Source organism: Photobacterium panuliri (genome assembly GCF_059920555.1).
Window position 1 is genome coordinate 3,272,230 of record NZ_CP197192.1, and the last position, 12,348, is coordinate 3,284,577.

General features: G+C 53.1%; 11 protein-coding genes. 3 read left to right on the top strand and 8 right to left on the bottom strand.

What is annotated here, in order from left to right; genetic code table 11:
• Positions 1-66 precede the first annotated feature (66 nt).
• The 5 genes from ACSF8X_RS14975 to ACSF8X_RS14995 all read right to left on the bottom strand — a co-directional run bounded on the left by ACSF8X_RS14975 (position 67) and on the right by ACSF8X_RS14995 (position 6,056).
• Positions 67-2,478 (bottom strand): hypothetical protein, encoded by a 2,412-nt coding sequence (locus ACSF8X_RS14975; protein ID WP_500850327.1) that lies wholly within the window; start codon positions 2,476-2,478, stop codon positions 67-69.
• A 445-nt stretch (positions 2,479-2,923) separates the two neighbouring features.
• Complete coding sequence (rlmM, locus tag ACSF8X_RS14980; protein ID WP_500850328.1) at positions 2,924-4,006, bottom strand: 23S rRNA (cytidine(2498)-2'-O)-methyltransferase RlmM; 1,083 nt, start codon at positions 4,004-4,006, stop codon at positions 2,924-2,926.
• Between the two features lie 9 nt (positions 4,007-4,015).
• Positions 4,016-4,429 (bottom strand): DUF423 domain-containing protein, encoded by a 414-nt coding sequence (locus tag ACSF8X_RS14985; RefSeq protein ID WP_500850329.1) that lies wholly within the window; start codon positions 4,427-4,429, stop codon positions 4,016-4,018.
• On the bottom strand, positions 4,422-5,090 hold the full coding sequence (locus ACSF8X_RS14990; protein WP_500850330.1) for an alpha/beta family hydrolase: 669 nt from the start codon (positions 5,088-5,090) through the stop codon (positions 4,422-4,424). Before ACSF8X_RS14990 ends, ACSF8X_RS14985 begins: the two co-directional genes overlap by 8 nt.
• 30 nt (positions 5,091-5,120) lie before the next feature.
• Positions 5,121-6,056 (bottom strand): transcriptional regulator GcvA, encoded by a 936-nt coding sequence (locus tag ACSF8X_RS14995; RefSeq protein ID WP_047881058.1) that lies wholly within the window; start codon positions 6,054-6,056, stop codon positions 5,121-5,123.
• Positions 6,057-6,432: 376 nt separating this feature from the next.
• Here ACSF8X_RS14995 and csdA point away from each other — a divergent pair, with 376 nt between their 5' ends.
• Positions 6,433-7,653, top strand: coding sequence for a cysteine desulfurase CsdA (gene csdA, locus ACSF8X_RS15000; protein ID WP_500850331.1), 1,221 nt, complete (start codon positions 6,433-6,435; stop codon positions 7,651-7,653).
• A gap of 8 nt (positions 7,654-7,661) precedes the next feature.
• Positions 7,662-8,090 (top strand): cysteine desulfurase sulfur acceptor subunit CsdE, encoded by a 429-nt coding sequence (gene csdE, locus ACSF8X_RS15005; protein WP_047881056.1) that lies wholly within the window; start codon positions 7,662-7,664, stop codon positions 8,088-8,090.
• A gap of 67 nt (positions 8,091-8,157) precedes the next feature.
• Here csdE and tcdA read toward each other — a convergent pair whose 3' ends face one another.
• The 3 genes from tcdA to ACSF8X_RS15020 form a co-directional block, all read right to left on the bottom strand.
• Positions 8,158-8,967, bottom strand: coding sequence for a tRNA cyclic N6-threonylcarbamoyladenosine(37) synthase TcdA (gene tcdA, locus ACSF8X_RS15010; RefSeq protein ID WP_047881072.1), 810 nt, complete (start codon positions 8,965-8,967; stop codon positions 8,158-8,160).
• A gap of 87 nt (positions 8,968-9,054) precedes the next feature.
• Positions 9,055-10,131, bottom strand: a complete 1,077-nt coding sequence (gene mltA / locus ACSF8X_RS15015; RefSeq protein WP_084722466.1) for a murein transglycosylase A — start codon at positions 10,129-10,131, stop codon at positions 9,055-9,057.
• A 247-nt stretch (positions 10,132-10,378) separates the two neighbouring features.
• Entirely contained in the window at positions 10,379-10,795 is a 417-nt protein-coding gene (locus tag ACSF8X_RS15020; protein WP_047881055.1) for a DUF2850 domain-containing protein, read from the bottom strand.
• Between the two features lie 211 nt (positions 10,796-11,006).
• Here ACSF8X_RS15020 and argA point away from each other — a divergent pair, with 211 nt between their 5' ends.
• Positions 11,007-12,341 carry an amino-acid N-acetyltransferase gene (gene argA, locus ACSF8X_RS15025; RefSeq protein ID WP_500850332.1) on the top strand — a complete coding sequence of 445 codons (1,335 nt, stop codon included), beginning with the start codon at positions 11,007-11,009 and terminating at the stop codon, positions 12,339-12,341.
• Positions 12,342-12,348 lie beyond the last annotated feature (7 nt).

Sequence of the window (12,348 nt, forward strand, 5' to 3'; positions counted from 1 at the left end):
CGAAGAGTGGCTTTATTGTGCGAGGGAACAACTCGCTATGCTTTGTTTAGTGCGGTGATGACGCGCTTACTGGTGGTAAGGCAGATCACCGGCATCAGTCAGCTCTGTCATCACATCCATGATCAGCTTAGCCAGATGCTGCTCTTTCCACGTACACGGTGTTGGCGTACAGTCAAAGAAGTAGTTACGTGAGATCTGCTCAGCCATATAATGGGCAAAACGGTTTAGATCACCACGGTCAATACGATCCAACTCTTCATCTGACAGGCCAAACATGGTGCCACGACGGCCAACGATGCCATACGGATTCTGGAAATCTTCCGCTTTACGGAAGTTCGTGAAGCCGTTTTCACCCAATGTCACGGACAAAAAGTTGGTATAAGCGCGTTCGGTGTTAAACACAACATTGCCAACCTGCATGTCATGGCCATACGTTGCTTTGTAGTTCATCAGCTTCTGCTTGAAGGCATCGCTCGACATGATGTAAGCCATGTTCGTCAGCAGTTCCATGTGACGCTTCGCGCTGTTGGCATCCCACTCCACTTCTTGTGTATCGAAGATGGTACGGTCAGTGAACTCGATGTCCCAGTTTGCCGTGATCGCTGCTAGCTTGTCCAACAACGGATGCTCCGTGGTGGTACTAAAGCGTGATGTGAAGATGTTTTGTGTCCCTTCGTGGCCGTAGGCGCCGCTTACGCCTTTCATCGTTTTCAGCATGCCGCTGTAGTCGTATACGCCGCTGCCATCTACCGTGTTAAAACGCTTGTCGGCATTCAGTGCAGTGATTGGTAGCACAATACGCGTATGAGCAGGCAGGCGATCAAGCTGGCCCAAACGTGCCCAGTTGTACTGGTTTTGCGCCGTGATATCCAACGCCACATTGGCCATGTCCACTTCCGTGAAGTTGGTGATTTCCACTGTATCACGGTCTAGCAGACGTACGTTCAGCATAGAGCGGGTGTTCGCCACCAGAGAAAGTACGCTGGCACATTCACCGTCTTGCAGCACAGAGGTCACGGTCGCTTCTGCAGGCAGTGCCGAGAAGGTCAATGCCGCTTCAGGTACAGACACGTTTGGCGTGAACGTCACCGCATTGATGGTATGTACATGGGTCGTCACAGAGTCAGTCAAGGTCACGAAGCCGTGATCTGTCAGTAGCAAATCTTTCGCGCTCAGGTGCTGACCGTCCACTTGGTACACCGCTTGTGCCGCTTCTTTGAAACGGTAACCGTCAGCGATGAATTTATCGATGTCATACATCGCCACGCGCTGGCTTTGTTTTGCGATCAGCTGGTTGCCTTTCACATCAATCGTGGCAAAGCCTACCGATGCTTCCACCATGGCTTTTTGAGTTTGACCTTCAGACAGCGAAGCCAAATCATAAACCGCATAACCGGTGCTTGATGCAGCCAGCAGTTTGTTACCCAGCAGCTCTAGGCTGTGCGCACCGTTATTTGCCAAATAAGCAAACGGCTTCACGTCTTTAATTTCGTGTTTTTCAGCCGTCACATTGTGGTAAACCGCAATGCCTTTCTTGCCGCTCACCAATACGTATTGGTCCGATACCGCAATTTTCGCCGCACCCTCTAGGTTAATACCCAGAGAATATTGGTATTCTTTCGTTTCAATATCGAAAATATCAATACGGTTGTGTGCCGTTACTGCCGATACATATAATTGTTTGCCGTGACGACGGATATCGTTAATCGTGGTGTACGGACGACCTTTGCTGATCGCGGTAATTTTATCGGTTTGCCCTGTCTTCTGATCGTAAAAACCAATTACCGGGTTGGCGATTTTTCCATACTCAGAACGTGGTGAGTGTGCGGCAATCAGCTGGTTCTTGTAATCTTCCAAAGCAATGAAGTTGGCATATTGTGCATGCACCGCAAAGTGGTGAGGGTTCACACGCTCGGCTTCATAGACTGGGCGCTCACCCATTGAATTGTCGAAACACGTTTCTAGTTCACGCACTAGGCCGTAATCTTTATTGATGTATTCACCCGGAATATGATCTGCCATCGGGTAATACTCAAGCAAACAGCCGTTGCCATAATCGTAGTTACCGAATTTCTTATTCACGATAGTGATACCGCCTTGGTACCAGCTCAACTCCCACTCATCACCCAAGAAGCTGAACAGGTTGCGCATCGCACTTTCGTCCGACCAATGGCGCATCGGTGCCGATACCGTATTATCCGTCGTCACCGGATAGACAATGCCATTGATAGACAAGTACTTACCGTTGCTGAAAGCCGGTACGTGTGACGCAGGGAAATCTACTTGGTCAATGGTGTACAGGTAATCCGGTGATACTGCGAACTGGTTCAACTCAGCCAAACGCGCTTCAATCTTACGCGCGGTATCATTCATGATCTCAATGTATTCAGGCTGGCTCTGGCTAGCATTGGCCATGCCTGATGCCATGATTGACACCGCCAACAGCGAAAGCTTGCTCACTTTATTTTTAATTTTCATTGCGATTGGATTCCTTTTAACCCCCCGCTTATTTCAATATAACAAGCGGCCCTATCGATATAGTCGGATATAACTTCAAATAATATATTCACGCATGCCATGCAGATGCGCCTCAGCAGGAAAAAAGGCAATAAATACCCACCCACGCTACATATAGCGCAGGATATTCAAGCTCTTAACTATTGAGTGAGAGCATATTAATGCATGTTATTTGAGAATCAAAAAAGAGAGGGGCAAGGTAATGTGATGCTTATTCACAAATTAAAACCACAATAACTCCACCGAAACATAACTGGAAGCGAGTGCACATTATTACCGTGGCACAGACAATGGCGCATAACTTTGCAAGGCTAATGACCACCTACTGAAGTAGGTGATTTAGGGCTGAAAATAAAAAAGGCCGCCTTGGCGACCTTTCTATATTCATATAATGGTGCAGTCACACTTAGTGTGGCGAGCGGTTATCCAAGCGCTGGATATGAACCGTAATTTCCTCACGGTCATGGTAGAGGTGCTTGGCCTGCAACTTGAACTTCACCCCGTTCTGGATCAGGTACAGTTTCAGGTTCTCGATATCCTGCAGCACTTCGTCATAGCGGCCTTTCATCGGCAGCTTGAGGTTGAAAATCGCCTCTTTGGCCCATGCCTTGATCAGCCAGTCACCCATCAGGTGAGCAACGCGGGCTGGCTTTTCAACCATGTCGCACACAATCCAAGTGACATTCTTGCGCGGCGGCTCGAATTTGAAGCCGTCTACCTCGTGGTGTTTCACCTGACCGGTATCCATCAGGCTCTGTGCCATCTGGCCGTTGTCAATCGCGTGGACGAACATCGAACGCTTCACCAACTGGTAAGTCCAACCACCCGGGCAAGCGCCCAGATCAACGCCCCACATGCCCGACGCCAAACGCTCATCCCACTCTTCGCGCGGGATAAAGACATGGAAAGCCTCCTCCAGCTTGAGCGTCGAACGGCTCGGCGCGTCAGCAGGGAACTTCAGGCGCGGGATCCCCATGAAAAACTGGGAATTGTTGTGGCTATAGGAGTAACCGACATAACAGCAACCCGGTGCAATAAAACACAAATGCAAAACCGGCTTTTTCGGGTTGTCTTTATTATAAAGAATCCCTTTGCCACGCATCGCCTGGCGCAATGGCACTGTGAACTTACGGCAGAACTTCAACAGCTCTTTGGCTTCGTTGGTATCCGGCGTTTCCACGCGCAGATCACCACAACGAGGAAAATCAACCACCGCATCCAAGATCGGCGAAATACGATCATCCGATGGCAAGTTTTCCAGCAACGGGGTCACCGCCATCATCTGGCGGGCAAAGATCAGCTCTGAATAAGGCTGCTTCTGGATAAAAGTATCCGCATCACCCTGCTGGTAGAATTCAAACAGCACATAACCAGTGTTGCTCTTGACGCGCGGAAAGCCAAACAACTCCAATGCGTTGGCTTTGTCTTGAACTTCTCCGGCACATTCCTTCTCGAAACCGGGACGACAGTAAAATAGAACGTGATTCACTTTCTATCCTCAAGATGATCGCCAGGCAGCTATTGCTAATACCACCCAGCCAATAATAAAACAGACGCCCCCCATCGGGGTAATAGGACCAAACCACTTGATCCCGGTCAGCGCCAAGGCATACAGGCTGCCGCTGAAGAACACAATCCCGACGGCAAAAAATAAGGCTGCGTATAATACCTGTTTTGATCCAAGAATGCGTGACAATATTACGCAAGCCAGCATCGCCAAGCTATGCCAGGCCTGATACTGGACCCCTGTTTCGAAAACCCCGAGCAAATAAGGAGAGAGGCTTCCCTTGAGGCCATGAGCAGCAAACGCCCCCAGCCCGACAGTCACCGCCCCGCTCAAGGCGGCAAACACCAACAAAATACGCCCGGTTAAGCGACTAGCCGGCGACAATACCGTCTGTGAACTAGCCATCGCAACACTCCTTGATAAAAGATGCCAGCCGCTCGGCGGCAGCCTCGATATTTCCGGCCTCGGTATACCCCGATGCCTTGCGCGGCTTAAAGCCGTGATCCCCGTCAGGCAGGAAAGCCACCTCGACGGCAGAGGAAAAATGCCAGCCTTCCACTTCAGGCCGGGTGCCGAACGTATCACGCTCCCCCTGCAGGATCAGGGTAGGCACGCACGCCTGTTGCAGATGATCGCCACGGAAGTTCTCCGGCTTGCCGGGCGGATGGAACGGGAACCCCAGGCAGGCGACCCCGGCAATCTGCTCGCGGCAGTTCACCACATCGGGCGCCGCATCAGCCTCATCGCTGGCCATCAGGCTTGCCATTCGCCCGCCCATCGACTTGCCGCCAATCACCAGACGTCCTTCTCCGGCGAAAGCAGCAATATGGCGCTGAAAGTCGAGCAGCAATTTCGGCTGGCGGTCAGGCGGGCGCTTCTTGCCATCCTCCCGGCGCTTGACCATATAAGGAAAATCAAACCGGACCACCCGGATTCCGCGGGCCGCAAGATGGCCGGCCACTGCCGCCATAAAGGCATGCTCCATACCCGCCCCCGCCCCGTGGGCAAACAAAAATGTCGCGCAGTAGTCTCCATTTTCCGGCAAATCAATCAGATATTCAGACATCAGCTCTCCCCCTCATACTTACCGCCCGCATTAGACCATCGGGGCCGCATCCTGCCCTTCCACATCAGGCATGTCTTCCTGCTCTCTGGCCGCTTTGGCCAGCACCCAATCACGGAAAATCTGGATCCGCCCGGTATCAGCCTGACGCTCTTGGCAGACAATATAAAAGGCATTCTTGCTCATCAGCACTTCGTCGAACGGGCACACCAAGCGACCGGCCTCAAGCTCAGGCTGGGCCAGTACGTTGTTACCCAATGCAATACCCTGACCGTGCGCAGCCGCCTGCAGCACCATCGTCGAATGACTGAAAATCGGCCCCTGATTGACATTAGTGCCTTCAATACCGTGGTGGCGAACATAGTTCTTCCACTCCTTGCGGGAGGTATCGTGAAGCAGGGTATGGAACTTGAGATCATCAAGGGTGCGCAGAGGCTTGGTGCCATTGAGCAGCATCGGCGAACAGACCGGCAGCAAGAATTCCTGATAGAGCTTATCGGCACGCAACCCCGGCCAATTACCACGGCCATAATAAATAGCGACATCCACATCTTCGGTCAGCGAGCCCTCGTCCAGATCCACCGCCTTGATCCTGACGTCGATATCAGGGTGCTGCTCGTTGAAATCGGCCAGCCTTGGTACCAGCCACTGAATAGCAAAACTAGGAGGTAAACTAATGGTTAACGCCCCTTTCGCGCCTCGTTCCAAAACCTTGTCGGTCGCATCAGAGATGGCTGAAAAGATGTCTTTGATATCCAAAAAGTAACTTTGCCCCTCCTCGGTAAGCAGCAAAGAACGGTTTCTGCGACGAAACAACTTCAACCCCAAAAACTCCTCAAGAGCTTTGATCTGGTGGCTTACAGCAGCTTGTGTGACAAATAACTCCTCGGCTGCACGGGTGAAGCTGAGGTGTCTGGCGGCCGCTTCAAACACCTTGAGAGAATTAAGCGGAGGGAGACGTCTAGACATACTTTTCCTTCATTAGTTTTTTTTATAGTAAAGATTATAAAATGTCGATTGTTCTAGTGCTACATAAACCCTATGATTTGCCCCGCAACGGTGAGCTGGACCAAGTTTTTCTGCCCTCAGGCAAATGGCCCCACACTTAGTTGCGATGTTGTGTTTGCATATTATCCGGGTTGTGCCGGATAGGTAGTCAATCTACCAATTTTACTTCCTGTATTTTTGACCTGTCTGTCAAAATCATGCTTGGCACTGCGCTTTGTCGCGGTGCTTTTTTTTATCCGCTAAACCACCATACTGATATCTAGCGGGAGAAATACTTGCCCTAGCCGGATTTTCACAGCATGATCTCCCCCCTTGTTCAACAGCAATGTGACCCATCATGACTGCCCACTTTGATATCAATGCGATCCGCCAGCAATTTCCTGCCTTGAACCAACAAAGTAACGGCCAACCGCTGGTTTATCTCGACAGCGCGGCGACCACCCAGAAACCGCATGCAGTCATCGATACCATCCGCCACTACTACTGTAGCCAGAACGCCAATGTCCATCGCGGCAGCCACAGTTTGACGGCATCGGCCACGACCCAGTTCGAGCAGGCACGCGAGGTTGTCCGTGCATTCATCAATGCCAGTGACAGCAAAGAGGTGATCTGGACCCGCGGGGCGACAGAAGCCCTCAATCTTATCGCCCAATCCTATGCCCGCAGCACTTTGCAACCAGGCGATGAGATTCTGGTCAGCGAAATGGAGCACCACGCCAATATCGTGCCGTGGCAAATGGTCGCCGAGCAAACCGGAGCTAAGGTCTTAAAAATCCCGATGCTACCCGACTGCACATTAGATATGACCGCCTTTGCCGAGCTGCTCGGCCCGCGCACCAAGATCGTCGCGGTGGCCCATGTCAGTAACGTCACCGGCACCCGCCACCCCATCGAAGCGATCATCGAGGCAGCCCACCGTGCTGGCGCGATTGCCGTCATCGACGGTGCCCAGGCCGTGGCGCACGAGCCAGTCGATGTTCAGGCGCTCGATGCCGACTTCTACGTTTTCTCCGGCCATAAAATCTTTGCCCCTACTGGTATCGGGGCGCTTTATGGCAAGCGGGCATTGCTTGAAACCATGCCGCCTTGGCATGGCGGTGGCAAAATGGTTGAAAAAGTCTCGTTCGACGGTACGACCTATTCCCAACTGCCGGGCAAGTTCGAAGCCGGTACACCCAATGTCGCGGGCAGCCTCGCCATGGCGGCAGCTATCCGCTGGCTTGAGGAACAAGACCGTACCGCGGCCGAGCAACATATCCATGCCCTGCGCCAACGTGCGATTGACGGCATCAGCGCGATTGATGATCTACACATCCTCGGCCTGCAGCCCGATACCAGCCTTTTCTCTTTTGTCGTCGACGGTGTCCACCATCAGGATATTGCCACCCTGCTCGACCAGCAGGGCGTCGCACTGCGAGCCGGCCACCACTGTGCCCATCCGATGATGGATGCGCTGGGTGTCAGCGGAACCCTGCGGGTATCCATTGCCCTATACAATACCGAGCAAGATATCGATCAATTTATTGCAGCCCTGCACAAAGCCTGCAGCCTGCTCTAGGAGCCACCATGACTTTGCCTAGCCACCCTTTTGGCACAACCATCACCACTGAGCAGATCATTGCCCAAATGCAAGCAGCCAATGGCTGGGAAGACCGCTACCGCACGGTGATCCAGCTCGGCAAGCAACTACCCGCACTACCGGAGCAATACAAGCAAGACCAGCTCAAGGTCAGCGGCTGCGAAAGCCAAGTCTGGCTGGCCCACCAGCAAGAAGGCGAGGTATTCCGCTTCGCTGCCGATTCGGATGCCCGAATCGTCCGCGGCCTGATCACCTTGGTCCTTGCGGCCTATGACGGCAAGAGCGCGGCACAAATCCGCGAGTTCGACATCGACGGCTACTTTGACAGCCTCGGGCTGCTAGCCCACCTCAGCCCATCGCGTGGCAACGGACTCAAGGCCATTGTCGAGCAAATCAAAGTTATCGCCGCAGCCTAAGCGGCAAGCTGATCAAAAAAAAGCGAGAACCATTGGTTCTCGCTTTTTTATCAAAGACATCGACGTATTAACGCAGGTGCTTTTCAATCAGCTTTTGCAAAATACGCGACACAGCGACAAAACCGAAGGTCGCGGTCACCATCGTCGCCGCGCCGAAACCGCTGGCACAATCCATTCGCTTCGGCCCTTCTGCCGACGCCTTGGCATTGCACACGCTGCCGTCGGCCTGCGGGTACTTGAGCTGCTCGGTCGAAAACACGCAATCAATACCGAACTTGCGCTTCGGGTTCTTAGGAAAATTATGGTGACGGCGCAGGGTATCGCGCAGCTTCTTGGCCAACGGGTCCTGAATCGTCTTGGTCAGGTCGGTGATTTGAATTTGGGTCGGATCCATTTGGCCTCCCGCCCCACCGGTGGTGATCACCTTGAGCTTGTTGCTCTTGCAGTACGCCAGCAACGCCGCTTTCGGCTTCATGCTGTCGATCGCATCTAAAATATAGTCATAGCGGCTGTCGATATACTGCGGGATATTTTCCGGGGTAATAAAGTCATCGATCAAATTAACCTGACACTCGGGGTTAATCAGCTTGATCCGCTCAGCCATCACTTCAATTTTGCTCTGGCCGACAGTGCCGCTCATTGCATGGATCTGACGGTTGATGTTGGTCACGCAGACATCATCCATATCAATCAGGGTTAGTTCGCCGATCCCCGAACGGGCCAACGCTTCCGCCGCCCATGAACCCACACCGCCAATCCCGATCACGCACACATGCGCAGCACGCAGAACCTCCACTTCACTGTTGCCGTACAGACGGCGGGTGCCGCCAAAACGCTGGTTGTAGTTGTCTGATGCTGGGGTCTCTAATTCTCGCATGGGCTTTCCGCGCTCTGAGTCAAACATTGAATAAAGAAAGAGTGCGATTTATACGCACTCTTTGGGAAATTGTCCAGTGGTGTCAGGCTAAGGCATTGCAGGTAGGGAGCCGTGCAAACCCAGCTTCCAAACCCGGCCGAAGTGCTTGTAATGGCCCGCATCAATACCAGCCTCGTGCCCCATACCGTGGTAGAGGTCAAGGTGGTTTTTCTTCACTGCACCACCGGTATCCAGCGCCATCAGCAATTTAAGAACATGCTTGCCGTTCCATTTTCCCTCGCGATCCAACTGCGGCACCTCGGCCAACAGCACCGACCCCATCGGCAGGTACTTTCGGTCTGCGGCCACTGCAGCATGGGCCTGCAACGGGATCCCGGCACTGCCCATCACATCCAAGGTCGAGCTCGGCTTAAAGAAAACAAACGACGGGTTCTGCTCGAGCAATTCACGCACGGTCGCGTCATCTTGCTTGGCAGCCCACTCGGAAATTGCTTTGAGTGACATTTTCTCGCGCGGCACCTCGCCACGCTCGATAAGCACCTTGCCGATACTGACGTACGGATGGCCATTCTTGCCGTTGTAGGCAAAATACTGAAGCTGGTCATTGTCCTCGAAATGGACAAAGCCGCTGCCCTGTACTTCCATCATGAAGATATCGAGCATTGATGCGCTATAACCAAGCTCCAGCCCCTGTCCATCAAGAGCACCGGCATAAATCGCCGTTCGATTTGGGCACGAGGTACCACACTTAGGCATCGCGTAAACAGGGTAACGGTAAGTGGCATCAGGTTGGTGGCGCAGTTCGATAACTGGCGAAAAATACCCGGTAAACATCACGTTTCCGTAACCGTCGCCGCCGCCCATTTGAGCCAGATCTATGCCGTAATTACCCAGCGTAGCAGGATCACCGCTATTCTCGGCCCAGTTTTCAACCTGACGGTAAAGCGACTGGTAAGTGGCTGCCATCGAAGGGGAACGCTCCAGCACCAGCTCCATCTGCTGCTTGAACTCATGATAATCACGAGGCTTGTCCGAAGAAACGGTCGAAACCGGATTGAGAACCTGATCAAATTCCCCATCAAGGTACTGCTGGCCGCGATCTGTCGGTCTGGCACAGCCAGCCAACCCCAATACCAAAAGCGCAATCGTTGCTTTTCGTAACACTGAAAATCCTATAAAAATAATGGGTTATAAAGCAGCTCAAGCCGAGATGCGTCCAGCGCATTTCTCGCTACCTCTCAAGCTGGCCGCTATTGTAACGGCATGGATAATCAGTATGTCAGCAGATTGTCTGGAGGCCAAGCCGTTAGCAAATCTAACTGCATTGCCAGTATGCATTTTATGCTATCAGCACTGAATATAATAAATACCAGGCATTAAATAAGGGGGGGGGCACTCAAGCAGCGACCAATCAACCACCAGCGACGGCCCCTACCACGAGACTGTGATTCGCTACCACGGCCTGACGGGTAAACGACGACACATAGTGAACTGGCTGCTCACGAATCAACTGCTGATCAATCAAATGATAACGGTATAACTCATTGCCATAGCGATATTCCAGCTCGCGACCGTTCCAGGTGTAATCCGTGCTGACCTGACGGCCACCAACAAAAACCCCGGCGGGTCGTAGTTCAAAGCTGTCGGCGGCATAGGGGGCGACATCTTGCTCCACCCACACACCGTAAATATCCGATCGTGCGAGCCCTGATGTCTTAGGTTGACTGCAGCTGTAGGCGGCAATGACAAAGGTAATGACGACCAAGGAGGCCAAGCCCCCACGTAAAGCCATCGCGAGCTGTATTCGTATTTTCGTCTGGCGTGCCATAGTTAAAATGCTGATTACAATGCTGTGGGGGACTATACCGGAAAGCCCCTTACTTGTGGGGCTTCCCCCGCCGCCAAAGGCCACAAACGAGATCTTCAGTCCAAAATTCGCAGTTTGTCATGTTTTCCCCCGGATCCGCCGCGATGAATTATTATTGACTCGCAGCGCATAAAATATAAATTATTAGACATCTACAACAAGGATGTTGATTGTGAAACTACGAAGCACCGCACTCGTCAAGGGGTTCCGCCAGTCTGCGCCCTACCTCAATGCCCATGTGGGTAAAACCATTGTTATCATGCTCGGTGGGGAAGCTATCGCCCATCCGAATTTCCCCCATATCGTCAACGATATCGCCCTGCTCAACAGCCTTGGGCTGCGTATCGTTCTGGTGTATGGCGCGCGCCCGCAAATCACCGCGCTGGCAGAGCAATGCCACTGCCCGACCCCTTACCACAAAGGCGTCAGGATCACTGACCAACGCACGCTGGAAATCGCCAAGCAGGCAGCCGGCCAGTTACAGCTCGATATTACCGCCCGTTTTTCGATGGGACTGAGCAATACCCCGATGGCAGGGGCACAGATCAACATCATCAGCGGCAACTTCATCATCGCCCAGCCACTCGGGGTCGATGACGGCATCGATTATGCCCACAGCGGGAAAATACGCCGTATCGATATTGACGGGATCCACCGCCAGCTCGATCAACGGGCTATTGTCCTGCTTGGCCCAGTGGCCAGCTCCGTCACTGGCGAGTGCTTCAACCTCACCTCCGAGGAAATAGCCACCCAGCTTGCCATCCGCCTCAAGGCCGACAAGCTGATCGGTTTTTGCTCCGCCCAAGGTGTACTGGACAGCACCGGGGAGGTCATTTCTGAAATGCACCCATCTGACGCCGAACATGCCTTGCAACAGCTTATCGACCAGCAACTCGATGACTGCGGTACGGGTCGATTCCTGCGCGGGGCTATCACCGCCTGCCGGGCAGGAGTGCCAAGGAGCCACCTCATCAGTTATCAGGGTGACGGCACCCTAATCCAAGAACTATTCTCCTTTGATGGCATCGGCACCCAAATCGTCATGGAAAGCGCTGAACAGGTCCGCCGTGCAACCATTGACGATATCGGCGGGATCCTCGCGCTTATCCGCCCCTTGGAACAGGAAGGGATCTTGGTCCGCCGCTCTCGCGAGCAACTCGAGCAGGAAGTCGAGCAATTTACCATTATCGAACGTGACGGGTTAATCATCGGCTGCGCCGCCCTCTACCCGTTCCCTGGTGACAAGATGGCGGAGATGGCCTGCGTCGCGATCCACCCCGACTACCGCGATGCCGAGCGGGGCCTGATCTTGCTCAAACAAGTCAAGCAACAAGCAAGGTTGATGGGACTCGAAAAACTCTTTGTCCTCACCACCCGCAGCCTGCACTGGTTCCGCGAGCAAGGCTTCTGCGAATCGTGTGTCGATGATCTGCCGATGGCCAAGCAGGCCCTCTACAACTTCCAGCGCCGCTCCAAAATCCTCGTGACCAACCTAGCCGGCAAATAGTCCCGTC